General features: G+C 71.4%; 20 protein-coding genes, 1 tRNA gene and 2 pseudogenes. 8 read left to right on the top strand and 15 right to left on the bottom strand.

The features are described from left to right. Positions 1–87: 87 nt before the first annotated feature. From AB0878_RS36005 to AB0878_RS35995, 3 genes and pseudogenes are all read right to left on the bottom strand, one after another. On the bottom strand, positions 88–723 hold the full coding sequence (locus AB0878_RS36005) for a hypothetical protein (RefSeq protein WP_366584995.1): 636 nt from the start codon (positions 721–723) through the stop codon (positions 88–90). Beyond that, a complete protein-coding gene (locus AB0878_RS36000; RefSeq protein ID WP_366584993.1) occupies positions 720–1,103 on the bottom strand; it encodes a hypothetical protein in 384 nt (127 codons plus the stop codon). Before AB0878_RS36000 ends, AB0878_RS36005 begins: the two co-directional genes overlap by 4 nt. 322 nt (positions 1,104–1,425) lie before the next feature. Then, positions 1,426–2,546, bottom strand: a pseudogene (locus AB0878_RS35995) (IS701 family transposase). Positions 2,547–2,906: 360 nt separating this feature from the next. Between AB0878_RS35995 and AB0878_RS35990 the strand changes: the two are divergent. Beyond that, on the top strand, positions 2,907–3,086 hold the full coding sequence (locus AB0878_RS35990; protein WP_366584991.1) for a hypothetical protein: 180 nt from the start codon (positions 2,907–2,909) through the stop codon (positions 3,084–3,086). A gap of 485 nt (positions 3,087–3,571) precedes the next feature. On the opposite strand, the gene AB0878_RS35985 is transcribed toward AB0878_RS35990, so the two are convergent. After that, positions 3,572–3,832: a hypothetical protein gene (locus tag AB0878_RS35985; protein WP_366584989.1), complete on the bottom strand. Its 261-nt coding sequence runs from the start codon at positions 3,830–3,832 to the stop codon at positions 3,572–3,574. Positions 3,833–4,600: 768 nt separating this feature from the next. On the opposite strand from AB0878_RS35985, the gene AB0878_RS35980 reads away from it, so the two are divergent. Next, positions 4,601–4,939 (top strand): helix-turn-helix domain-containing protein, encoded by a 339-nt coding sequence (locus AB0878_RS35980; RefSeq protein WP_366584987.1) that lies wholly within the window; start codon positions 4,601–4,603, stop codon positions 4,937–4,939. Positions 4,940–5,622: 683 nt separating this feature from the next. Here AB0878_RS35980 and AB0878_RS35975 read toward each other — a convergent pair. Then, positions 5,623–7,317 (bottom strand): helix-turn-helix domain-containing protein, encoded by a 1,695-nt coding sequence (locus AB0878_RS35975; protein ID WP_366584985.1) that lies wholly within the window; start codon positions 7,315–7,317, stop codon positions 5,623–5,625. Between the two features lie 16 nt (positions 7,318–7,333). Here AB0878_RS35975 and AB0878_RS35970 point away from each other — a divergent pair, with 16 nt between their 5' ends. Further along, positions 7,334–9,112, top strand: a complete 1,779-nt coding sequence (locus AB0878_RS35970) for an FAD-dependent oxidoreductase (protein WP_366584983.1) — start codon at positions 7,334–7,336, stop codon at positions 9,110–9,112. A gap of 82 nt (positions 9,113–9,194) precedes the next feature. Here AB0878_RS35970 and AB0878_RS35965 read toward each other — a convergent pair whose 3' ends face one another. The 5 genes and pseudogenes from AB0878_RS35965 to AB0878_RS35945 form a co-directional block, all read right to left on the bottom strand. After that, the gene (locus AB0878_RS35965; protein WP_366584981.1) at positions 9,195–9,689 is read right to left on the bottom strand and encodes a type II 3-dehydroquinate dehydratase; all 495 of its coding nucleotides are present in this window, start codon (positions 9,687–9,689) and stop codon (positions 9,195–9,197) included. A gap of 22 nt (positions 9,690–9,711) precedes the next feature. Beyond that, positions 9,712–9,975, bottom strand: a pseudogene (locus AB0878_RS35960) (citrate/2-methylcitrate synthase); the annotation flags it as partial. Positions 9,976–10,129: 154 nt separating this feature from the next. Next, entirely contained in the window at positions 10,130–10,573 is a 444-nt protein-coding gene (locus tag AB0878_RS35955) for a CoA transferase (RefSeq protein ID WP_366584979.1), read from the bottom strand. Between the two features lie 124 nt (positions 10,574–10,697). Next, positions 10,698–11,009, bottom strand: a complete 312-nt coding sequence (locus AB0878_RS35950) for a phage integrase N-terminal SAM-like domain-containing protein (RefSeq protein WP_366585102.1) — start codon at positions 11,007–11,009, stop codon at positions 10,698–10,700. A gap of 180 nt (positions 11,010–11,189) precedes the next feature. Beyond that, positions 11,190–11,263: transfer RNA gene (locus tag AB0878_RS35945), tRNA-Ile, on the bottom strand. Positions 11,264–11,440: 177 nt separating this feature from the next. On the opposite strand from AB0878_RS35945, the gene AB0878_RS35940 reads away from it, so the two are divergent. Then, the gene (locus AB0878_RS35940) at positions 11,441–11,713 is read left to right on the top strand and encodes a hypothetical protein (RefSeq protein ID WP_366584977.1); all 273 of its coding nucleotides are present in this window, start codon (positions 11,441–11,443) and stop codon (positions 11,711–11,713) included. Between the two features lie 289 nt (positions 11,714–12,002). On the opposite strand, the gene AB0878_RS35935 is transcribed toward AB0878_RS35940, so the two are convergent. After that, positions 12,003–12,215: a hypothetical protein gene (locus AB0878_RS35935; protein ID WP_220242519.1), complete on the bottom strand. Its 213-nt coding sequence runs from the start codon at positions 12,213–12,215 to the stop codon at positions 12,003–12,005. A gap of 146 nt (positions 12,216–12,361) precedes the next feature. On the opposite strand from AB0878_RS35935, the gene AB0878_RS35930 reads away from it, so the two are divergent. The 3 genes from AB0878_RS35930 to AB0878_RS35920 all read left to right on the top strand — a co-directional run bounded on the left by AB0878_RS35930 (position 12,362) and on the right by AB0878_RS35920 (position 18,007). Continuing rightward, on the top strand, positions 12,362–14,923 hold the full coding sequence (locus AB0878_RS35930) for a LuxR C-terminal-related transcriptional regulator (RefSeq protein WP_366584975.1): 2,562 nt from the start codon (positions 12,362–12,364) through the stop codon (positions 14,921–14,923). Positions 14,924–15,034: 111 nt separating this feature from the next. Next, positions 15,035–17,443, top strand: coding sequence for a LuxR C-terminal-related transcriptional regulator (locus AB0878_RS35925; protein WP_366584973.1), 2,409 nt, complete (start codon positions 15,035–15,037; stop codon positions 17,441–17,443). Positions 17,444–17,545: 102 nt separating this feature from the next. Continuing rightward, positions 17,546–18,007, top strand: a complete 462-nt coding sequence (locus AB0878_RS35920) for a hypothetical protein (protein ID WP_366584971.1) — start codon at positions 17,546–17,548, stop codon at positions 18,005–18,007. A gap of 9 nt (positions 18,008–18,016) precedes the next feature. Here AB0878_RS35920 and AB0878_RS35915 read toward each other — a convergent pair whose 3' ends face one another. The 3 genes from AB0878_RS35915 to AB0878_RS35905 form a co-directional block, all read right to left on the bottom strand. Then, the gene (locus AB0878_RS35915) at positions 18,017–19,246 is read right to left on the bottom strand and encodes an AI-2E family transporter (protein WP_366584969.1); all 1,230 of its coding nucleotides are present in this window, start codon (positions 19,244–19,246) and stop codon (positions 18,017–18,019) included. A 309-nt stretch (positions 19,247–19,555) separates the two neighbouring features. Then, positions 19,556–20,038 (bottom strand): ATP-binding protein, encoded by a 483-nt coding sequence (locus AB0878_RS35910; RefSeq protein WP_366584967.1) that lies wholly within the window; start codon positions 20,036–20,038, stop codon positions 19,556–19,558. 122 nt (positions 20,039–20,160) lie between these two features. Continuing rightward, positions 20,161–20,994, bottom strand: a complete 834-nt coding sequence (locus AB0878_RS35905; protein WP_366584965.1) for a helix-turn-helix transcriptional regulator — start codon at positions 20,992–20,994, stop codon at positions 20,161–20,163. A 220-nt stretch (positions 20,995–21,214) separates the two neighbouring features. On the opposite strand from AB0878_RS35905, the gene AB0878_RS35900 reads away from it, so the two are divergent. Then, the gene (locus AB0878_RS35900) at positions 21,215–22,717 is read left to right on the top strand and encodes a GMC family oxidoreductase N-terminal domain-containing protein (protein ID WP_366584963.1); all 1,503 of its coding nucleotides are present in this window, start codon (positions 21,215–21,217) and stop codon (positions 22,715–22,717) included. A gap of 107 nt (positions 22,718–22,824) precedes the next feature. On the opposite strand, the gene AB0878_RS35895 is transcribed toward AB0878_RS35900, so the two are convergent. Continuing rightward, complete coding sequence (locus AB0878_RS35895) at positions 22,825–24,432, bottom strand: AMP-binding protein (protein WP_366584961.1); 1,608 nt, start codon at positions 24,430–24,432, stop codon at positions 22,825–22,827. Between the last annotated feature and the right edge of the window lie 18 nt (positions 24,433–24,450).

Here is a 24,450-nt window from a genome sequence, read left to right as displayed (position 1 = left end):
GTATGGCACGGCGCCTCTCCTGGTTAGAGCTTGATGGTGTCCGGTGGCGGGCACTTCCCCTGTCCGTCCACCGGAGCAGATTCACTGCTAACGACCACGGTGTTCGCGGCGGAACGAACCTGCACGTCCAGACCGCGCATTGCTCGCGGTCTCCTCGTGCAGGCGGCAGATGAGCGAGTCCAGCACCGGGTCATCGCCCGTGCTGGCGACGACGTCGTTGAGCTCAGCCAACTGGTTGTTCGAGAGTGCGCGGCGGGTGGAGGCGTTGCGGCGCGGTTTGGTGACCCGGCGGGCCGGGTTGCGGTGCCGGTCAAGACGCCCGTCGTTCTCCAAGTGCCTGTACAGGCAACGCACTGCGGCGACGAAGTTCTCCGCCGCGTTGCGCCCGCCGCGGGAGTTCCGGCGAACCAGAGCGGTGCTTCGCACCAGCTCCGACAAGGCCTTGATCTCGCTGGCGGTGATCGTGTCCATGGCCCGATCGCCCCACTCCGCCTCGGCCTTGTTCCAGTACGACCCGTAGGAGGCCGCCGTGCTCCGGGACACCAGGCCGGCCACCACCGGGATCCACTCACGGATCGTCGGCATCGGCCGCTCATCCCCCTCCGTGTCCGCCGCTACGGGCTCTTCCCAGCCAGCGGTGACGAGATCGGCCGGGTCGACGCCGAGGCGCGACAGCAGCAGCCGGGCCGCCTCCAGGTCCTGTCGTGTTGCGGGGTTGGTCATGACGACTCCTCAGCGGTGGCCAGCGCGGCGTGGAAGGTACGGAGCATCATCTGGAGGGCGGCTTCCGGGTGGACGACGAGAACGTCCTGGACGGGGTCGGCGACCAACAACAGGCGACTGCCCGCCAGCGCTCCGCACCCGCGGCGGACTGCGGCCGGGAGCACGACGTAGGGCTTGCGGGGCATCACGAACACTCCGTCCGTGCGCCAGCGGATCACGACGGAGGTCTCGACCAGCGTGATCAGCAACCGGTCCCCCGGGTTCCAGCCGAGGGCCGCGACGGCGCCGCGGTCCTGCAGCCGGCCGCCGCTGTCCATCAGCGCGATCGACAGCCGTGGGCCGTCCACAGCACTGAGGTCGCGCAGGAGCGGGAGGCCCATCGGAACGGGACGTGACGTCTCTGCTCGGGCTGGCATGGTGACCCGGCCCGGCAGTGCGGGGGGCGAGACTAGGCCGGTCATGCGGCACCTCCCCTGCGTCGCGCGCGAAGGGAGGGTGCGATCACGACCCGCCTAGTACTGCAACGGCAGTTAGGTGAGTGGGTAGCCGCGTCGTTTGTAGTGGCTGAGTCGGGCTTGGTGTTGTCGTCGGCGCCGGAAGCGGGACCACGCCCAGACGTGGTCGGCAGCGTTGGTGACACGCAGGATCAGTTTGGTGAGCAGCCGCCGGATCTCCGGTAGCGTGAACCCGATCGTGCCTGGCTCACCGGCACCCGTTCCCCTTTATGGCAATGGATCGGGAGACGGCGAGCCAGGCGTGGGCGAGCATCGCGAGAGTGATGTGGGCTACCAGGCCCGCCAGGACCGGACCTGGTAGTGATCGAGTCCGGCTTCGTTCTTGGCCTGCTGGAAGCATTCCTCGATCCGCCACCGGGTGCCGGCGATCCAGACCAGGTCCAGCAGGCTCGAGCGGCGGGGTCCGTAGCAGACGTAGTAGGCGATCTCGGTCGGATCCGAGAGCGAGCGGCGGGCGAGCAGCCAGTGCCCGCGCCCGGGCGGCCAGCCGATCCGGATCGGGACCCGCGCCCACTCGTACTCACGCGGCCCGTGCGCCCCGGCCCCGACCGACAACCTCCGCCACGACCGGGCAGGCAGGCTAGCGATCAGCTGGTCGGCTCTGGCTTCGCGACCGCCGGTGGTGACCAGGGTGTCGTTGACCTTGGTGGCCAGCACGTGCGCGGCATCGTGAGCTTCCAGCCACAACCGCAGATACTTGACCTGCCCATAGGCCTCATCAGCCGTGATCCACGCGACGGGCACCTTCGCGGCGAACGCCCGCGCCAGCATCGCCATGGCTAGGCGCGGCTTGGTCTCGAACTCGGTCCCCTCCGGGATCCCCGCCCGCCGGCACCGGGCGGGGTCGGCGATCCAGGGCTCGGGCAGATACAGCTCGCGATCGATCAGCGCATGCCCACGCTCGGAGGCATAGGCCAGAAACGTACCGATCTGACAGTTCTCGATCCGCCCCGCCGTCCCGGAATACTGCCGCTGCACCCCCGCCGACCGCACACCCTTCTTCAGGAACCCGGTGTCGTCCACGATCAGCACCCCACCCGGCTCACCCAGATGCTCGACCACGTAGTCCCGCACATCGTCACGAACACCGTCGATGTCCCAGTCCGCCCAGCGCAGCAGCCGCTGCATCCCATCCGGCGACATCTCGCCGGCCTGCTCGGCCAGCGTCCACCCGATCTTCCGCTCCAAGCCCGCGACCAGCCCGGACACATACTCCCGCGCACGATTACGCGGCTCCGACCGCGCGAACCGGCCCCCTATCCGCTCATGCACCCGATCCAGCCGATCCATCACCACATCGACCACCACCACGATGATCTACCACCACACCACCAACTGCCGTTGCAGTACTAGCCCGGTCCGCCGCGAATGTCCGCACGCCGGGCGTGGCGCATGGCTGACCCCACGCCGTTCCTCTCGACCATCACCGGGCCAGCCGCCGGCGACGGGGTCGGTGATCCTTTTCCGGTGGCAGGCTTAGGCCCTGCTCCTTGCTTATTCCAGAGCCGTGCCGATCTCCCCGCCGGATCTGCACGCACGGGGCTTATACCCCTCTGACGCTGCGTACGTAGTTCTTCCGTAGTTCTTCCGAAGCGAACTCCGAAGCCGCCAGCCACTCTGAATGGGTACGAAACACCCGCGCACGAGGAAGGAAAAGCGACGAACACCTTGAGTGAGCTCGGCGCGCTGCACCTGACCCGCCCAGGTACCGCCGCCGGGCCGGACACCTGGGCCGCCTGGCACGAGCGCCGCGCGCTCGTGCTGGACGCCCTGGCCGCCGAAGGCAGCACGCTGGCAGCTGCCTCCGCCGCGGCGGCACACCGCAAGGCAACCGAACTTGGGAAGTAGCCGGCTGAATGCGGACGTACCCATGGGCGGCGGCCCGAGGACCGTGCGTCGCACGGGCGGCGCGCGAGGGCGCTGCCGGTCAAGCAGCGGTCGGCAGCGCCACCTTCACAGTTCTCAGCGACGGTTACCACGGTCGCGGCCGGGCTGATGATCGCGGTGTTGCGCACGATGGACGACTCCCAGATCGACATCGGCCCGATCCACATCGTCGGCGGCACCGACACCTCCTCCGCCCTGTAGGCCAGGTCCGAAGTGGGTGTCCCAGCGCCACCTCATCCTCGCTCTGGGCCACCCGCCGTGCAGCCGACGAGCCACCGCCAGCCTCGGGCGCGATCTGCGCGCCGCGACTGCGGCGCCCTGCCGCGAGACGGACCGTCGCCGGTCGCATCTCCGGCACCCGCGTGGCGTTGCCCGGCTACTGATCCGCAGCGGCCGGGCACCTTTGGGTGCTATCCCGGAGCACCCAACCCGCGAACGTCCGGCCTTCAGGCGCCGAGGCGGCTGTAGAGACGGCTGGCCAGGGAGGCGGCCAGCCGGTTCAACTCACCTGACGGATCCAGCTGCGCGAACTGCCCGAGCAGCTCCGCCGCCGCATAGGCCTCGGCCTCCGACAGCACCGCCACCCACCGCTCCCGCCTCCCCCGCTCCACCAACCCCGTCAGGGCTTCGGCGTACTCGCCCAGGTCGCGCACCCCGAGCAGGCCGTACCGATCGCCCAGCGGATCCTGCGTGACCTCGTCACTCATGCTCGTGTGCCCCCTCGCCCCACCATCCGTCCGACCCGACCCGACCCAGAAAATCTATGGCGGCTGGAGTAGACATTCAACGGCGAGTGTGTGTAATGTTCTCCACGTACGAGAGAGACAACGTCAAGCAGGCGCGGGAGAGAACGTAACTACCCGCGAGGTGAGACAAGACGGTCAGGCAGGACGGAGCCGATCAAGGAACAGGTTCCGGCTGGTGACCGGGAGCAGTACCCGGGACCGGGCGGTGAAGAGGTTCGGCCCAGGTAGTACCGGCCCCGGAGCGGTAGTGCAGGACGCGGGCGGAGCGTGTGAGCCCGTGAAGATCAGCAGTATCAGCAGTGGTTGTTGTTGTGTGTTAGTGCAGTTGCAGGACCGGTCAGGTGCCCGGAGCCGATCAGTGAACGGGGCTCCGGGCAGTGGCCAGCGGCGTCAGTGTGCTGGGACCGATCAGTGGAAGGGTTCCCCGCGATGACGTTCGCAGCAGGTGAAGTAGCAGTACCGAGTAAGTGGAAAACACAGGAAAGAAGGGAACGGGAACATCATTGGATCGCCCGCAGCGGCTGGGTAGCGCCGCGCGGGTGCCGCAGTCCCATCGAGTTCGGAGGTGGTGCTCGGTTACGAATGAGCGATCCCCGCGGGATCCGGCTTTCCGCCGGACGCGGGTGCAGGACGCCGGCGGTCACGTCGGTTGACAATGGTGAAACCCAACCCTTGAGGACCCCGGGTGCCGCATGCGGCACCCGGGGTCCTTCGTGATGTGGAGGTGGAATGATCCCTGACCAAGAAGGACCGGCCACGCCCAGCGGGGCCGACAAGTTCGACGACGAGAACTACCCCGGCTACACCATGGGCCGGGCCGCCGACATGCTCGGCACCACCCAAGGCTTCCTACGCAGCCTCGACGAAGCCGGCCTGATCACCCCGCAACGCTCCGCCGGCGGCCACCGACGCTACTCCCGGCACCAGCTGCGCCTGGCCACCCGCGTACGGGAACTGGTCGATCAGGGCACCGCCATCGACGCCGCCTGCCGCATCATCACCTTGGAAGACCAGCTCCACGAAGCCCAGCGCCTCAACCAGGCCCACGGCCTCAACACCGACGACTGACTCGGCACGCGGCCACCGGCGCCGCGTGCCGACAGTCATCCGCCGCCGCCTCCCCAGGGCGACCCGAACTCGGCCTGCTCGGCCGCGGCGAAAGGCGGGCGCTGCCGGCCTCTGCTTGACCGGCAGCGCCCCCCGCGCGCAGCCGTGCGACGCACGCTTCTCGGACCAAGGCTCGTATTCCATCTCCCCACACCGCCGCTTGGGCGGGTGCCGGAGCTCGGGTTCCCGTCCCAGTGCGGCCTGAGCTCAGGCTTCACCGAGACGACGCCGGCGCCACGTTCGCGCAGTGTGAGCCGCCGGTTCGCGCGTGCGGCGATGTGGTTTCGCAGCCCGCCGGGCTCCGGCGCGCGGTACGCGGCCAGGCCGACTATCCGTTGTGCGACAGCACCTTGCGCGTTGTCATCCGGGTGACGCCGTTCGGCCCCAGGTCGGCGGCATGAACCTCAGGACGTGCCCGCGCTGCGCGGGGCTGGCCACCGACGTGGTGAACGCCGAACCGACGTAGAAACACCCGTCAGGCTGGTGACCTGCACTTTTCTCCCGGCGGCTGCCGGAATGCCCGGTTAGGCTCGTGCCAGATGCCGCCGGGCGCCGGCCGCCCGGCTCACCGGCGAGCCGGGGAGGTCCGATGGCCAAGCGCGCGCCGGGTGACCGGTCAGTGGTGCCCGGCTACGTGCGCGTGTTCACTCCAGTCCGTAGCGGCGCAGCTTCCGGTAGAGCGTCGCGCGGCCGATGCCGAGCAGGGCGGCCGCCCGCACGCGGTTGCCGCTCGCCGTGCGCAGGGCGTCGGAAATGGCCAGGCGCTCGGCTTTTTCCAGCTCCGTCAGGCGAGGGTGGGCGGGTGAAGAACGCAGGCGTCCTGGCAGATGGCGTGCGCTCACGGTCGTCCCGCATGCTTCAGCCTCCGCCCACGCGACCACTGCCTTCAATTCGGTGAGGTTGCCCGGCCAGTCGTGGCGCTGCAGCGTCGAGCGCGCGTCCTGAGTGAAGTGCGCGCCTCCGGCGAATCGCTGCGCGAGTTCGGGGATGTCAGCCGTTCGCTCACGCAATCGGGGAACCACGACCTCGACAGGTGACCAGCCGGTACGCAGCACCTCCGCGGTGGCCGAACCGGTGCCGGTGGTGAATGTCGCGATCACCCGTGCGGAATGGTCTTCGGCAAGAAGGGCGGCGAGCCGGGTGGCTCGGCCGCGCCGCAAGCGCTCGACATGACGCAACAGCACGGCGGGTGCCGCCAACGCGTCGGCGACATCCTCCAGCCAGGCGTCGTCGTCTACTGCGTCGAGGACAGCGGAATCGCCGAGCACCGCGCGCGCGACGTCGGCCTTGCCCACACCTGGCTCGCCCACCAGCAACATCGGCCGGGTGCCCGCCCGCACTACGGAACGCTCGAGCGAGCGCCAGGCCGGCGAGGTCCCCGCCAGCCCCGCGTCAGCGAACAGCGAAAGCTTGGCACTCCGTTGTGCGGTGCGGGGCCGCGGCGGTTCGACGACGACCAGCACACCTCTGCTGTCACCCGGTATTGCGAGTCTGAGCCGGACCTTCACCCCGTCGTCGAGGATCAGTTCGGTGGTGGGCAATGCGCCATCGCGTGCCGCCTCGATCGCGTAGGACTCCAGGGTGTCGATGTCACGAGGCCGCAGGAGGCGGGCGGCGGAGTCGCTGACGAGCCTGGTCCGGCCGTCCAGCACAGCGATCGGATACCGGACAGGCCCGGCTCGCAGGTAGGCCTCGAGCAGGCGGTGCTCGTGCGCCGACGCGGCGTGCACGAGTTCCCGCTCGATCGCGCCGGTCGCCGTGGTCACAACCGCGTGCAGCACCCGCAACGGCGCGTCGAGCCCGCACACTACGGCGACGGCGCCGCTGACCTTCCGCGTGACCGGGTCGGTCACCGGCGCACCCGCGCACACCGTGTTCTGGTACAGCCCGAACAAATGTTCGGGCCCGCCGATCACGCACGGACCGCCCGTGTCCAGGACGTGGCTGATCCCATTGGTCCCGGTGGAGCGTTCCGACAGGTCCGCACCCAATCGGGTGTCGATCCGGGCGAGGTGGGCGCCCACTGCTTCGTCATCGGCCCAACAGCCGACAACACGGGCGTGACGGTCACTGAGCACCAGGGCGGCACCGAGCCCGACGAGGTCGCCGGCGAGCTTGGTCAGAACCGGAGTCGCGGCGCGGACCAGCGGGGTGTCCAGCGAGACAGGCGAGGCGGGCACGTGGTCGCGAGTGACGTCGAGCTCGGCGAAGTACGAACGGCGCCAGGCAGCGGACAACCAAGCCGGCAGGTCTTCCGGTAATCGCCGCTCGGTCAGGAAGAGCTCCCTGGCCTGTCGCAGACGGGCGAGGCCGTCGTGGGTTTCGATCTCGTAGCCCATCCGTTGTCACTCCATTGTGTTCACCGGATTGTGTTCACCGTACCGACCCTCCCGGCGCTCTCATTCTCTTCCACCGGGCCGGCATCGCCACTGTCTCATTGTGAGACAACCACGCGGGGCGGAGCCGTCTCACAGTGAACGCATGACGACGGATTTGGTTGCTCCGAGGGAGAGCGCCCGACCCACATCTCTCACGTCCGCAAATCTCGAAACCGATGTAATCGTGGTCGGAGGCGGTGGCGGCGGTCTGCCGACCGCACTGTTCAGCAAGTGGCTCGGCAACGACGTGATCCTGCTGGAGAAGGCACCGGAGCTCGGCGGCACAGTCAGGAAAGCCGCGTTCTGGTACTGGGTGCCGAACAACGAGCCCATGCGCGCCCTCGGCATCGAAGACCGGTTCGAGGATTTCCTCCGCTACGTCGCCCGCCTCTCCCAGCCGACCAGGTATGACCCGGAAAGCCCGACGGCCGGTCTGACCGAGTGGGAGGTCGGCATGGTGCGCGCCTTCCACGAGAGCGCGAGCCCCGCTGCCGAGCTCCTCGCCGAACGCGGCGCGCTGACCTACCGGCATTGCCCGGACGTGCCGGACTACTGGTCGGAACTGCCGGAGGACAAGGCACCAAAGGGGCGCGTGCTGGTGCCGGCGGACGCGCGGGAATCGATGTCCGACGGCGGTGCGCGCGCGGTCGAGCAGTTGTCCGCCGCCGCCGAGCGAGACGGCGTGCACGTGTACACCGGGCATCGGGTCCAGAGGCTCATCCTCGACGCCGGCCGCGTCACCGGGGTCGAGGCCACTACGGTTTCCGGAGACACCGTTCGGGTCCTCGCACGCAAGGGCGTGGTTTTCGCGACCGGTGGCTTCACCCACGACGACCAGTTGCGCCGCGACCACCTCGGTGTGCCGGCCTATCCGGGGTGCGCGGCGGTGACGAACGAGGGTGACTTCGTGCGCATCGCTTCGCCACTGGGAACGCAGCTTGGCACCATGAACCACGCCTGGATGTGCCCAGTACCGCTGGAGAAGACCGGGCGATCCGACTTGGTCGGCATGTTCTCGGTGGCCGGCGATTCGATGATTCTCGTGAATCGCCACGGCGAGCGCGTGGCCAACGAGAAGCAGCCCTACAACGAAGCCGCGCGGACGTTCTTCCGCTGGGACCCGGCGACCGGCAGCTACCCGAACCTGGTGCTCGTGCAGCTGTGGGACCAACGCAGCCAGGACCACTCCGCTAGCGACGAGTACGGCCGGCTGATCGTCCCGCCCGGAAACGACGACGAGCACGTCATCAAGGGTCAGACGCTCGCCGAGCTCACGGCGAAAATCCGCGAGCGGCTCTCGGCCCTCGCGGCCAAGACGGGCGGCTTCAAACTCGCCGAGGATTTCGAAGAGAACCTGCCGGGGACGATCGACCGGTTCAACGGCTTCGCCGCGAACGGCAAGGACGAGGACTTCGCCCGGGGCGATACCGCGATCCAGCTCGTGTTCAACGGACCGGTGAAGGAAGAACCCGGCCGCACCAACCCGACCATGTGGCCGATCAGCGACACCGGCCCCTACTACGCCGCACTCGTCACCGGCGGCACTCTGGACACCAAGGGCGGCCCGAGGACCGACCCCGACGGACGCGTGCTCGACGACCTCGGCGCGCCGATACCCGGCCTCTACGGTGTCGGCAACTGCGTGGCCTCCGCGTCGGGGCGCGCCTACTGGGCAGGCGGCGCCACCCTTGGCCCCATCATCGCGTTCGCCTACCGCGCCGCCCGCGCTGTCGACCGGGCTGACGTGCGAGCCTGACCCGCCGCCGGCAGCCGGCGGCGGAGTACCAGCATTCCGACCCTGACCGACCCGCTATGTCGTCTTTCCTACCGATTGCCCGCTAACTCGTCACTCGCGGAGGGATCTCCGCGGCCAGAATGCTCTGAACCTTGAAGACGAGCGCCTCGAAGGCCAGCGCGTAACCGTGCCAGCCCGCACCGGCCAGGTACACCGCGGCAGAGGCGGCGAAGATGTCGGTGCGCTCCTTACCGTCGAGGGCGTGCCACTGGGAGATGTGCACGACGGCGAACGGGCGATCGGTGTCCCGGATGGCGTCGAGGAGCGAGTAGGCCACCGGAGTCAGTCCGGCCGGGTTGATCACGATCGCGTCGACCGCGCCGCGGTGGGCATGCACCCAGTCGACGAGCGCGCCCTCGTGGTTCGACTGGTAGTGAACGGCCGTGGCGCCCCACCGCGCCGCGGTCCGGTCGACGTCGGCGGTGATCTCGGCGAGCGTGGTGGTCCCGTACGTCTCCGGACGGCGCTCCCCCAGCAGATTGAGGTTCGGACCGTGGAGGACGGTGGCCGAACCCGGGCAGGTACGGGTCGCGCGCACGGTACTCGGCGACCACTTCCGCCGTCGCGGCTTCGAGATCCAGTCCGGTCGATTCCCTCGCCACGACGTCGGACAGCAGCTCCACGCACTGCTGTCCGGCGCCACCGTGGGAGTCACCGAGGGCGTTGACGCCGGAGGCGATCGCGTTGTTCATGCCGACGCCGCACGTCGCCGTCATCCTGGCGATCTCGATGGAAGGCGCCTGCGGGCCGTGGTCGACCGAGGCGACCATCGCCGCCTCCAGCAGCGCGGCCTCGGCGGTGGTCGGGCTGCTGCCGCGGACCATCAGCCAGATCGTGGACACCAGACCGCGGTGGCCGATCAGCTCCTGCACCGGGATTCCCCGGAGCTCGACCACACCGGGCTCCATCCGGCAGATGCTGTTGGCCCACCAGTCGGCGACATCGTCCACAGTGGCCTGTCGAGGCGTAACTGGCATGTCAGTCCCTTTCGGTCCGGCCGAGCGACACCTGGTCGGGAATCGGCCGCGCCGGCGACGGAATACCGGTGTCCCGCCAGCGCCTTACGAGTTCGGCGGTTTCGTCGTTGTGCTCCCCGAGCCGCGGTGGCGCGGTCGTGGGCCGGAGCGGTTCGCCGTCGACGAGCACGCCGTTGCCGCTGGCGCGCAGGGTTCGCTCGGGATCACCGGGGAACCCGATCTCGGTGAAGAATCCGCGGTGCGCGAGCTGCTCCGACCGCAGCGCCTGGGGCACCGTGAGAATGCGTGCGGCGGGCACGCCGGCAGCCGACAGCTCGGTCTCCCACTCCAGCGCGCTCCGAAGCCGCAGCGCCCGGTTGAGCTCGTCGCTGAGCTCCGGGCGATGACGTTTCCGGTCTTCTCGATCGGCGAACCGCGGATCCGTCACCAGATCGGGCCGCTCCACGAGACCGCGATGTACGACTCGCACAAGTCCGTGCCGACCATCCCGGCCTGGCTCGTGCTCGACTCCCGGACCCTCTCCCGGTATGGGCTCGGCATGATCCGCCCGCACGTGCCCAAGGCCGTCCTCAGGCGGTACACCGAGTCCGGCTACCTGCACACCGCCGGCACCGTCCGGGAACTCGCCGCCACGATCGGCGTCGACCCCGACGGCCTCGAGCGCAGAGTGACTTCCCTGTGCGGAAGTTCGGACGTTCCCGCAAATACTCGAAGTAACGTTCGAGTTCTCGCCGGTCGACCTCACGAGCCAGCATCGACTTGTTCTCGTCGTCGAGGTAGTTCACCAGCATGGCGACGCTCTCGAGGTACGCATCGATCGTGGAGTCAGCGCGGTTCTTGGCCTTCAGATGCGTTCTCCAGTCCCCGACGAGCGCCCTGATGTCCTCCGGAGTCCAGCACCTCGTCCGGTGCCTCAGCGGCGGTCATGAGATCAGTCGTACTCGGATAATCCCTTGGGTTCCAAGCGCTGTTCTAGTTGTTGGCACCTTGCCAAGAGTCTCGCGAAGATCAACTAATGACCACGTTTACGCAGGTGAGAGGCACAATATAGGCTTGAAGAGTGGGCCGGGTCGGGCTCGAACCGACGGCCAAGGGATTATGAGTCCCCTGCTCTAACCAACTGAGCTACCGGCCCCTCGCTGGCACCCAAGTTTGCATTAGCACATGAGCCCCAGTTCGATCCAAAATATCACAGGGCCCCGGGTGGGCCGGTGCAGTACGCCGAACAGGTTGAGGTTGTGCCGTGGAGTGGGACGGGTCGTCTAGGTTGCAAGGACGTCGCCGCCACGACCCCGCTCGGGAGGGTTGAGCAATGGGTGCCGCACGACGTCCGCCGGGGCCGGGGCTGGTTCGGCTGGCGCTGGTGGACGCGGTGGCCGTCGGGATCGCCGTCGGGTTTCTGGCGCGGCACTACCGGGAGGTGCTGCTGGAACACGCCGGGGTGATCAGCCTCGGGGTGCTCGTCGTCGTGGCCGCGGGGGTCCTGGTGCGGCTGGCGACGCGGAGCCTGCGGAAGGCTTCGGGCCGGCTCGACGCGATTCTCCTGGACGAGCTGCCCCCGAGGCCGTCGCCCCGGCCGCGCTGAGGGTGCGGTCGGGACGAACCGGCCCGCTGCGACATCGGAGAGCGCCCGCGGCGTGTCTGCGGCTCCGCGGTCACCGCGGGACGGCGCCGTGATCGCCCCAAGCCATCACCGTCCGTGACCCCCTGGGCCGGCCGCGGCGAGCCCGGCCGCAGCCACCACCCTGACCTGGCGGACTTCCCTTCGTGACGAGCAGAACCGGTACGTCGCCGCTCCACCACGGGGTGTTAGCCGGGCCGACGAAGCTCACCCGAATGCCGACGGGCGTGAAAAAGCCGTGCCGGCGGGAAAATCACGGGACTTGGTGCATGGAAACGACGTCGAGGCCGAGGACGCGGAAGAGGCTCAGCAAGCGGTGCAGGCGTTCCTCGTCGGTGACGTGGCAGTAGATGATCGTTTCCGGTGGGGCGGCGGCGACTTCCAGCTCGCCGAAGTCGACGACGGCGTGGGCGGCGCGGTCGGACAGGCGGCCGGAGACGCGGAAAACGTAGCTGGACTGCGACACCTGAGCCTCCCGTCTGGCCCTTCGAGCGCCCCTCGCCGCCACCGTCGCGCGTGCACGGGTGGGCGTCCTCGCCCGTGCCGGATGAGCTCGTGTTCGGGCGGTGGGCGTGCAACAGTGGGATTCGGCGGGGCTGGAGGGAGAAGCGGGTGTCCCACAAGGAAAAGCCGCGCGTGCCGCGGCGCAAGAGGAGTGTGCCCGAGTTGCCGGACGGGTTCGTGTCCCGGCCGCGGCTGCTGAAAGCTCTCGATCGCGCGGCGCCGGAAGCCGCCACGATGGTGTGTGCGCCCGCGGGATCCGGCAAGACCCTCGTCCTCGCGGAATGGCTGCGCAGCGGCGGACTCGGTTCCGCGGCGTGGCTTTCGCTCGACGCCGCCGACAACGACCAGTACCGGTTCCGCTCCGGACTCCTCGACGCGCTGACCCCCGCGGCGCCCGGCCTGCACGACTTCGACGCGGACAGCCCGAGTTTCCTGGCCGACCTCGTCGACGCCCTCGACACCCTGCCCGCGCCGCTGCGCCTGGTCCTCGACGACGTGCACGAGCTCGTGGCGACGGAACCGTTGCGCGACGTGGAACAGCTGCTTCGCCTGCGCCCGCGCGGGTTGCGGCTCGTGCTGTCGACGCGCTGGGACCCACCGCTCCCGCTGGCCCGGCTGCGGCTCTCCGGCCGGCTCGCCGACCTGCGCTCCGACCACCTTCGATTCCGCCCCGACGAAGCCGCGGCGCTGCTCACCGCCGAAGGCGTCACCATCGGCGCCGAGCAGGTCGACCGGCTCGTCACGCGCACGGAGGGCTGGGCGAGCGGGCTGCGCCTGGCGGCCGAAACCCTCAAGGGCGGCGCGGAGTTCACCGGCGCCGACCCGACGGTGAGCGCCTACCTCGTCGACGAGGTCCTCGCGCCACTGTCCGAAGAGGAGCGTCAGTTCCTGCGCGAGATCAGCGTGTGCGAAAGCGTTTCCGCGTCGCTCGCCACCGCGCTGTCCGGGCGCGCCGACGCGGGCGAAGTGCTGGCGCATCTGGAACACCGCACGGCGATGTTGTTCCGCACCGGCGCCGGCCGCCGGATCTACCGCCTGCACACGCTGCTGCGCGCCCACCTGCTCACCGACCTCATGCTCCGCACGCCCCGCCGGGTGCCCGCGCTGCACCGCCGCGCCGCCGAGTGGCTGCGCGCGCGCCACCAGGCCGGCGACGCCGTGTCCCACGCGCTGGAGGCCGGCGACGCCGCGCTCGTCGCGGACCTGCTGCGCCGCCACGCGCTCGACCTGCTGCTCGCCGGCGAACACGACGTGCTGCGCCGAGCCCGCGCGGCGCTCAGCGACGACGTGGTCGGCGACGACCCGTGGCTCGCCCTCACCGGCGCGCTCGAACACCTCGACGCCGCCCGCCCCGGTGCCGCGCGCGCCCAGGTCACGCTGGCCGAACGCGCGTGGCCCCGCGAGCCGTCGCGCGAGCTGCACGCGTTGCGCGGGCTCGTCGACTCCCGTTTCGCCCACGCCGCGGGCTCTCTCGAAGGCGACATCGACGCCGTCGCCGTGCAGGGTTCCGCGCTCAGCGCCATGACGCTGCTGGAGTCCGGCCAGGCGCTGCTCGCCGCCGGCCGCGCCGTCGAGGCCCGCCGGCCCGTGGAGTCGGCGCTGGCCTTCGCCCGCGCGCACGGCCACGGGCACCTGGAACAGCAGTGCCTCACCGTGCTCGCCGGGATCGCCGCGGCCACGGGCGACTTCCGCGCCATGACCGCCCTCGCCCGCGACGCCGACACGCTCGCGGAAACCCACGGCTGGCGCGACACCGTCGCCGGCGCGAAAACCTCACTCATCCTGGCCTGCGGGGCCCTGCTGCGCGCCGACGCGTCGGCCTGCCTCGCCCAGATCGAGCGCGTCGCGCGCGTGCTCGCCACCACCGACGCCCTCGGTGACAACGGCCTCACGCTGCTGACCGCCACCCTCGAAGGAACCGCGCGCTTCGACGGCGGGCAGCGCTCGGCCGGGCTGCGCCGCATGACCGACGCCCGTCTCGCCGAAGGTCCCGCTCCCCTGCCCGACGGCGTCGTCGCCCTCGCCGCCGTGTGCGAGCACGACGCCGCCACGCGCCTCGGCCGCGGCGAAACCGCCCGTGACGTGCTCACCTGGGCGCGCGAACGGATCCCCGCGGCCGCCGAGATCCTCCTGGTCCGCGCGAGCACGCAGGTCGTGCTCGGCCGCGACGGCCACGCGCGCAACCTGCTGCGCCCGCTGCTCGACGGCGCGGTCGCCCCGGTGCTGCCGTGGACCCCGGTCACGGCCTGGCTGCTCGAAGCCGAAATCGCCCTGCGCTGCGGTGAGGACGTCCGGGCGCGGCGCGCCGTCGCGAAGGCGCTCGGCCCGGCCGAGCGGCTCGGCGTCCTCCGCCCGCTCGTCACCGCGGCCCCGGAGGTGCTCGACCTGGCGCTGCTCGACGTGCCCGGCGGCCACCGCTTCACCACGGACCTCCGCCAAGCGCGCGCGGTCCGCGGAAGGCAGCCTGACGCCGTCGCGCTCACCGAACGTGAGCGGACGGTGCTGCGCCTTCTGCCGACGGTCCGCTCGCTCGACGAGATCGCCGGAGACCTCATGGTGTCGCCCAACACCGTGAAAACGCACGTCCGCGCTTTGTACCGGAAGCTCGGCGTCGGCTCGCGACGGGAGGCCGTGCGTTCGGCCGTCCGACGCGGTCTCGTGGACAGTTAGTTGGGACGTTCGGCCCTTCCTTCGTCACAGCGACGCCTTACGGTCGAAGGCGTGAGTGGAGCCGGCCGGTCGAGGACCAACCGGTGGCGGGTGCCGGGCGCGAAGGTGACAATGCCCTTGCTGCCACCGGATTTCGTGACGCGCCCACGACTGCTCGAGGCGCTCGACGCGGCCGCCGGCAGTCCCGTCACGGCCGTCTGCGCGCCCGCCGGCTTCGGCAAGACCGCGCTGCTGGCCGAGTGGGCCACGACCCGGCCGGTCGCGTGGGTCTCCCTGGACCCCGACGACAACGACCCGCGCCACTTCTGGTCCGCGATCCTCTGCGCGCTCGACAAAACCGTGCCCGCCGACAGCCGGGTCCACACCGTGGCGGCGCCGGAAGGCGACAGCCGCGCGGATTTCCTCGCCGAGCTCGTCGACGCCCTCGACGCGTTGCCCGCCCCGGTCCACCTGGTGCTCGACGATTTCCAGGAGATCGTGGCCGCCGGCCCACTGCACGACATGACCGCGCTCATCCGCACCCCGCCCGCCGGGCTGCGCCTCACGCTCGCGGCGCGCGCCGATCCCCGGCTGCAGCTCGCGCGCCTGCAGGTGCAGGGCGACCTCGCCCGCGTCAGCGCGGACGACCTCCGCTTCACCACCGCCGAGACCGCGCAGCTGCTGCGGGTCACGGGCGTGCGCTGCGGCGAGGACGATGTGCGCCGCCTCGTCGAGCGCACGGCGGGCTGGACCGCCGCCGTGCACTGGGCCGCGGTGTCGCTGCGGACCGGGGCCGACGTCGACGCCTTCCTCACCCAGCTCGACGGCGACGACCGCTCCGTGGCCGGGTTCCTGGCCGACGAGGTGCTCGCCCGCCTGCCGGAAGGCGCGCCCGAGCTGCTGCGCCGCATCAGCGTGTGCGACGCCGTGCCGGCCGCGCTGGCCCGTGAACTGGCCGCGCGAGAAGACGCGGGCGCGGTGCTGGCCGAGCTGGAGCGCCACACGTTCCTCGTCGCGCGCATCGACGACCCCAGCGCCTCCTACCGCGTGCAGCCGTTGCTGCGTTCCTACCTGCGGGCCGACCTCGACCTGCGCTACCCCGGCCTCGCGGGCGAGCTGCACGCCACGGCCGCGCGCTGGTTCGCGAACGAGGAGCGCATCGGCGAAGCGCTCGAACACGCCGTCGCCGGCCTCGACCGCGACGGCATCGTCGAGCTCCTCCACGCCCACGCCATCCCGTGCCTGCTCGCCGGCGACGACGTCGCCGTGCGCGAAACCCTGGCCCACCTGGGTGCCGACCTCGACCCCGGCCTGCGCGCCGCCCGCACGCTCGCCGCCATCCAGAGCGGCGACCCGGCCGAACCGTCCGACGACCCCCTGCTGGCCCGCCATCAGGCGCTGGCCGAGGGCCGCCGTCCGGACGGGCCCGGCCCCGCCGAGCCGGGCACCTGGGCGGACCTCGACCGCGCGTGGTCCTCGCTCTGCCGCGGCGCGTGGCGCGACGCGACCAAACGCCTCCGCGACACCCTCGCCGCCGCACGCGCCGACGGCCAGGACTACCTCGTGCTCCACGGCCTCGCCGCGCTCGCCGTGGCCGACGCGTTCGGCGGAAACCAGGACGCGGCCCGAGCGGCCGGCCAGGAGGCCGTCGAGCTCGCCGTCCGGCACGGCTGGCCGCGGTCGCCGTGGCTGGCCGTCTGCCGGCTCGTGCTCGCGTGCGACCACCTGCTCCGGCTCGACCCGGCGGCTGCCGCCCGCGAAGCGTGCGACGCGGCCATGCCGCTGGGCGCGTTCCTCGGCGGCGCGGCGCAGTTCGACAGCGAGGACCGCCGCGACGGCCTCGAGACCATGCGCCGCGCCCGCCACGACCTCGGCGAGCTCGCCGCCGGCCCGGCCGCGCTCGTCGCCGTGCTGGAGCACCACGCGGCCGTGTTCCTCGGGGAACCCTTGCACGCCAACGAAGTCCTCCTGTGGGCGCGCGACCGTCTCCCCGACACGCGCGAGCTGGACCTGATGCAGGCGTGGACCCACCTCGCCGCCGGCCGGCCCGACGAGGCCGCGGCCGCGGTGCGCACCCGCCGCGCGGCGCTCCTGCCGACCACGCCCGTCGACGTCGAGCTCACCGAAGCCGCGCTCGCCCTGCGCGCCGGGCGGCGCACCGAGGCGCTGCGGACGCTGGAACACGCGCTGGGCCTGGCGGTCGGCGGTGACTTCGTGCGGCCGTTCGCGCTGGCCGACCCGGCCGTGCGGCACCTGCTCGTGGACCACTCGGGCGGCTTCGGCCGGCTCGACGGCTTCGCGGCGTCGGTTCGCGACCGCTTGCGCCGCTTCGACCCGGCGCCCGTGGACGACCGCCTCACCGAGCGCGAGCAGGTCGTGCTGCAGCGGCTGCCGTCGCAACGCTCACTCGACGAGATCGCCGCGGACCTGACGGTGTCCGTCAACACCGTCAAGACCCACGTTCGCGCGATCTACGTGAAGCTCGGCGTGACGAACCGCCGCGACGCCGTGCTCGTCGCCCGCGAGCACGGTCTCGCGTGAGGCTTCATCCGCGACAGATGAGGCCGGACCCGCGCCGGAGTCCGACGCTTTCCGCAAGCCCGCCACGGGCACGGATCCCGCGGACACGAGAGGACTCTCACCATGACCGACACGGGAGCACGAGCGCCGCACACCGAGGCCGGCGGAACCACCGGCCGTCGCCCTGACAGCCAGTCGATACCGAGCGGCTGGACCGGCTGGGTCGCCTTCGCCGCGACCATGATGATGCTGCTGGGCGCCTTCCAGGTGATCGAAGGGCTCGTCGCGCTGCTCAACACCCGCTATTTCGTGGTTGACGAGACGGGGCTCGTCGTCTCGGTCAACTACACCACGTGGGGCTGGGTGCACCTCGCCCTCGGCGCCCTGCTGATCCTCGTCGGCATCGGCGTCTTCATGGGCAACCGGGCAGCGCAGATCACCGGAATCGTCCTCGCGGGCCTGAGCGCGATCGTGAACCTCGCGTTCCTGCCGGCGTACCCGCTGTGGTCGATGCTCATCATCGCCATCGACGTGCTCGTGATCTACGCGCTCGCGGTGCACGGCAAGGAGATGAAGAAGCTCTGACCGGGGCGGTCAGGCCGGCGCGGGCCCCGGTTCTCCGGGGTCCGCGCCGGTGTCGGCGCGGGGTTTCGCCGGTTTCCCGGGTTCCTCGGCCGCGGCTTCGGGAGCCGCTTCGGGAGCCGGCTCGCGGTCGGGGCTCCTGGCGACCATGCGGATGAGTGCGTCGGCCGAGCCCGCCGTCGGGTCGATGTCCACGAACAGCGCCTTGATCAGCAGCGTCGCCGGCACGGCGAGGATCGCGCCCAGCGGGCCGAGCAGCCACGTCCAGAAGACCAGGGAGAGCACGGTCACCAGCGTCGAGAGCCCGACGGAACCGGCCACGAAGCGTGGCTGGATGAGCGACTGCACCACGAAGTTCAGCGCGCAGTAGACCACGATGACGACGATCATCTTCTCCCAGCCGCCGTCGAGCAGGCCCAGCAGCGCCGGCGGGATCACCCCCAGCACGAACCCGACGTTGGGGATGTAGTTGGTGACGAAGGCCAGCAGCCCCCACAGGATCGGCACGGGGATACCGATGATCGCCAGCGCAGCCCCGTCGAGCACCGCCACGATGAAGCCGAAGACGGTGGTCACGAGGATGTAGCTGCGGGTGCCCGCGGCGAAGCGGTGGAACGCGGCGGTGAGCCACGGCCGGTCGGTGTCGATGGCGTCCAGCCGCTTGTCGGCCCAGGTGGCCTCGGTGCTGAGGAACAGCAGCAGCGCCAGCAGGAACACGAGGTTGGTGAGCACACCGCCGATGCCGGAGAGCAGCGAACCGACGAAGTTCGAGAGTTTGCCGAGATCCAGTGAAGACACCATCTCGCGCAGCTGCTGCGGTCCCACGCCGAACTGGGCGAGCTTGTCGGTGACGGACCGCAGCAGGTCGCTGGCCTTCGACGCATAGGTCGGCAGCAACGTCGCGAGCTGCGCCAGTGACACGATCACCACGAACACCAGGCTCACGATCACCAGGTAGACCACCGTGACGAGCACGACCGTCGTGAGCCAGCGCGGCCAGCCCTTGCGCCGCAGCCAGGCCTGCACGGGGCTCGCGGTGACCACGATGACCATCGCCAGGAACACGGGCCCGACGATGAACGCGATCGCCCGCAGGCCGGCCAAGGTGATGACGACCGACGCGGCGCCGACCATGATCACGAGCACCCGCGGCAGAGCGCTCCCCGGCGGGAAGGTCGGCGCGACCGGCCCCGGCTGGGAGCGCTTGCGCTTGGTGGCACCGGTTCGTCCGCGCAGCTTCACGAGACCACCTCACCCTCGTCCGGGTTGGGGGCTGCGGCGGTGCCCCGCGTCGACGGGCGACTCCCCGATGTCACTGCCGGTGTGGCCGGACCTGCGCGGCGGCTCCGGCCGGTGGGTCCCGGGGATACGGTCACCGTCCGCACACGGCTCGCGCTTCACCCGTGCCGGATGAGACCTGGGCCGGCGCGGTGGGAGCGTCGGCGGCGGGGCTCCCGCGGGCGGGTTCGCGGAGCCGCGACGCACGAGGGCGGCCACGGCGGCGAGGTCACCCCCGGCGGATGAGTCCGTCCACAGGGGACAGTCGTGGCCTCAGCCGGCCAGCTCGCCGGACCCGCCGCCGTAGGTGGTCTGGTCGGCGGTACGCCCGGGCCGGGGGCACCGGCCGAGGCACGGGATCTGCGCCCACACCGTCTTGCGCTCGAACTCGGTCTCGGGCAGCACGCCCCACGTCACCGACAGGCGATCGACGAGCAGGAGCCCGCGGCCGCGCGGGCCGGGCAGGCGCGACAGGCCCATGGTCGGCTGCACGAGATTGCGGTCGGCCACCTCGACCCGCACGGTGCACGGGCGCAGGCTGTGCCACAGCTGCAGGTGGCGCGGGCCGTCGCCGTGGTCGTGGGCGTTGGCCAGCAGTTCGGTGGCGACGAGGAGCACGTCGTCGCGGTGCTCGTCACCCAGCGTGGCCAGGTGCTCCGACACCCATCTCCGCATGGTCCGCACCGTCGCCGCCGTGGTGCCGTGCAGCGGCAGCACCCACGTGCCCGGACGGCCGGCACTTCGGGCCCCGGTCAACGCCACCACCTCCCCGATCCGCGGTTAGCGCACTTCCTGTCGACTTACCCGATCGGGTCACGAATGAATCACCGGAGGTGGCCCCGGTCACAGCCGACCAGGGTCCACCCTGGACGCGAAGGTCAGCTCACCGGCACGTTTTCCCTGGCCAGGAGCTTGTCGACCGCCTCCGCGGTGCCCGTTCCGGGGCGGGGGACGAAGGTGAAAAGGCTCTGTCCGCCGGCGCCTTGGGAGGCCAGGTGCTCGACGTAGAAGTTCAGCTCGCCCGCGACGGGGTGGAACATCCGCTTGGTCGAGCGCGGAGTCGCCTCCACGCGGTGGTCGGCCCAGACGCGGCGGAACAGCGGGCTGGTAGCCGACAGCTCGGCCACCAGCCGCCGGGCGCGCAGGTCCCCGGGGTCGCGGCCGACCGCCAGGCGCAGCATGCCGATCATCTCCTCGACGATGCCCTCCCAGTCGTCGTGCAGGGCGCGGGCGGACTCGTCGCACAGCAGCCACCGCACCACCACGCGGTCGCGTGCGGGCATGCCGGGGAAGTCGGCGAACACCAGGCGCGCGATCCGGTTCGCGGCGAGCACCTCGGTGTGGCGGCCGAGCAGGATCGCGGGCACGCGACCCAGCTCGTCGAGCAGGCCGCGCATGCCAGGCCCGACGCAGCGCGCGGGGGTGTCCGGCGGACCGGCGCGGCGCGCGGACAGGCGGCGCAGGTGGGCGCGTTCGGCCTCGTCGAGCCCGAACACGCGGGCCAGCGCGTCGAGCACCTCGTGTGACGCCGTGAGCTGACGGCCCTGCTCCAGGCGCGCGTAGTAGTCGGCACTGAGCCCGGCCAGGGCCGCGACTTCCTCGCGGCGCAGCCCGGGCACGCGGCGCCGCGCCGTCGGCGGCAGGCCGACCTGGGCGACGTCGACGCGGGCGCGCCTGGTCCTCAGGAACTCGCCGAGCTCGGAGCCCCGCATCGGCACCCGTCCTTTCGCCTGGTCACAGCCTACGTCGGCCCGGACGCGGGGCCGTCCGGTGCGGACCGGCCGTACCCGCGGAACTGCCCCGACCGGTCGCTCGTGTGACGCCGATCCTAGGAACGGCAAGTCCCGGCTGAGCCCTCTTTCACCCGCGTGGGTCTGGCTTCATGGGGCCGTGGGCACCCGGAGGGGCCCGTCGAGGAGGGACACCCGAGAGATGAAGTACGACTACGTGGTCGTGGGCGGGGGCACGGCCGGTTCGGTCCTCGCCGCGCGGCTGAGCGAAGACGCGGCGACGACCGTCCTGCTGCTGGAGGCCGGCCCGGCGACCGGACCGGACGTGATGGGCGTGCCGCCCGCGTGGCCGGCGCTGCTGGGCAGCCCGGTCGACTGGAACTTCCACACCACCCCGCAGCCGGGCCTGCACGGCGTCGAGCTGCCCTACCCGCGCGGGCGCACGCTCGGCGGGTCGAGCTCGATCAACGCCATGGCGCACCTGCGGGGCCACCGGGCCGGCTACGACGCGTGGGGCGTCGACGGCTGGCGCTACGACGACCTGCTGCCCTACTTCCGCCGCAGCGAGACCGCGCGCCCCGGCAGCGACCCGAAGTACCGCGGCACCGACGGCCCCATGCGGGTCGCGCCGCCGCCCGTGCGGCACCCGCTGGCCCACGCCGCGCTGGCCGCCGTGCGGGAGCGCGGGTTCCCCGAGACGCCCGATCTCAACGGCACCGAGCCGGAAGGCGCGACCTGGCTGGAGATGAACATCGTCGACGGCGCGCGCCAGTCGGCCGCCGACGCCTACCTGCGCCACGTGCTGAACCGGCCGAACCTGACCGTGGTGACCGGCGCGCTCGTGACCCGGCTCGTGCTCGCCGGCGGCCACTGCACCGGCGTCGACTACCGCGCCGGCGACGGCACGGCTTCCGCCGAGGCCGAGCGGTCCGTGGTGCTGGCCGCCGGCGCGATCGGCTCGCCGCACCTGCTGATGCTCTCGGGCATCGGCGACCCGGCCGCGCTGGCGCAGGCCGGGGTCACCCCGCGGATCGCGCTGCCGGACGTCGGCCGGAACCTGCAGGACCACCCGCTGACCGGCGTCGTCTACTCGAACGCCCGCGCCCTGCCCGACGGCGCCAACAACCACAGCGACCTCGTCGCCGCCGTGCGCAGCAGCGCCGACCTCGAGGCGCCCGACGTGCAGCTGCTGTTCCTGGACATCCCGTACTTCCGGCCGCCCCTTTCCGGCCCGGCGACCGGGTTCACCATCGGCTTCAGCTACCTGTACCCGCACTCCCGCGGCTCGGTGACGCTGGCGTCGGCCGATCCGGCCGTCGCGCCCGTCGTGGACCCCGCGCTGCTGAGCGACCCCCGCGACCTCGCCGGCATGCTGGCCGGCCTGCGCCTCGCCCGCCACGTCGGCACCGCCGGTGCGCTGGATCCCTGGCGCGACAAGGAAGTCCTGCCCGGGCCGGCTTCGATGAACCCCGCGGCCGAGGAGGACTTCCTGCGCCAGAGCACAGGCAGCTACTTCCACGCCTGCGGTACCTGCGCACTGGGCCCGGTGGTGGACCCGGCGCTGAACGTCCACGGCGTCACCGGCCTCCGCATCGCCGACGCTTCGGTCCCCCCCGCCCTCATCGGCGCGAACACCAACGCGACGGTGCTCGCGGTGGCGGAACGGGCGGCGGACCTGCTGCTGGGCCGGGAAGCCGCTCGGTGACGCCCGGCCCCTTCGCCCGGTGCCTGCCGGCGTCGACGATCACCGGGCGAAGGGGCCGGATGGGCAAGGAGCGGACCGTCGCCCACCGGGCGAGCGACGGCTCGGCGTCACCGGTCCCGCGTGGCCACCAGCTCCCTGAGCCGGTAGTGCTGGATCTTCCCGCTCGGGGTTTTCGGCAGCTCCGTGACGAAGTCGATCGCCCGGGGGTACTTGTACGGCGCGATCGCCTGCTTCACGAACGCCTGCAGCGCGGCGGCGTCCTCGGCCGCGCCCGGTCGCAAGTGGACGAACGCGTGGACGATGGTGCCGCGCGCCGGGTCCGGGGCAGCGACCACGGCGGCCTCCAGCACGTCCGGGTGGGACAGCAGGGCCTGCTCCACCTCGGGGCCGGCGATGTTGTAGCCGGAGGAGACGATCATGTCGTCGTTGCGGGCCTGGTACCAGAAGTAGCCGTCGGCGTCGCGGAGGTACGTGTCGCCGGTGACGTTCCAGCCGTTGTCGACGTAGTTCTTCTGTCGGCTGTCGGCGAGGTAGCGGCAGCCCGTGGGGCCTTTCACCGCGAGGCGGCCGGGTGTGCCGTCGGGGACGGACCGGCCGGCGTCGTCGAGGACGGTCGCCTCGAAGCCGGGGACCGCGCGGCCCGTGGAGCCCGGACGGATGTCGTCGTCGGCCGCCGACACGAAGATGTGGAGCATCTCCGTGCCGCCGATGCCGTTGATGATCTTGATGCCGGTCGCGGTGTGGAACTCCTCCCACGTGGCCACGGGCAGGTGTTCGCCCGCGGACACACAGCGGCGGAGTTTCGACAGCGCCGCCGCTTTTCCGGAAGACAGCAGGGCCTTGTACGCGGTGGGCGCGGTGAACAGCACCGTGACGTGGTGACGTTCGACGGCGTCGGCGAGCTCGTCCGGCGACGCTTTTTCCAGCAACAGCGTCGAAGCGCCGAAGCGGAGGGGGAACAGGACCAGGCCCCCGAGGCCGAAGGTGAAGCCGATCGGCGGAGTGCCGGTGAAGACGTCGTCGGCGACGGGCTTGAGGACGTGCCGGGCGAAGGTGTCCGTGGTGGCCAGCACGTCGCGGTGGAAGTGCATGGTGGCCTTGGGTTTGCCGGTGGTGCCGGACGTCGGGGCCAGCAGGGCGACGTCGTCGGCCGCGGTGTCCACGGCGGTGAACGCCTCCCGGACCTCGCCCGCCCGGGCCACCAGGTCGCCGGGACCGTCGGCGCCGTAGGTCAGCACCGGCAACGCGACGTCCGCGAGATCGGCGGCGAAGCGGTGGTCGGTGACGATCAGGCGCGGCCGCGTCAGCTCCACGAGGTCGTCGATCTCGCGGGCCCGCAGCAGCGGCATCGTCGTGACGGGCACCGCGCCCGCCTTGAGCACCGCGAACCACGCGGCCACCAGCCACGGGTTGTTCGGCCCGCGCAGCAGCACCCGATTTCCGGGCACCACCCCGAAGTCCCGCACGAGGACGTGGGCGACCTGGTCGCTGCGCCGGTCGAGGTCGGCGTAGCTCCAGGTCTGGGTGTCGGTGAGCAGGCACGGCCGGTCGGGGCCGAAGCGGTCGATGCTCCCGCGCAGCAGCTCGACGGCGCAGTTGAGCCTCGGCGGGTAGGCGAGCTCCGGCAGCGTGAACCGGAACTCGGGCCGGTCCGCCGGCGCGGGGAGGTTGTCGCGGCAGAACGAGTCGATGTGGGCCGATGGGGTGAGCTCCATCTGCGGCCTTCCTGGGAG

Source organism: Amycolatopsis sp. NPDC047767, assembly GCF_040704195.1.
Taxonomy (GTDB): Bacteria; Actinomycetota; Actinomycetes; order Mycobacteriales; family Pseudonocardiaceae; genus Amycolatopsis.
The sequence above is the reverse complement of the archived record's forward strand: the minus strand, read 5'-3'. Positions and strand labels throughout refer to the sequence as shown.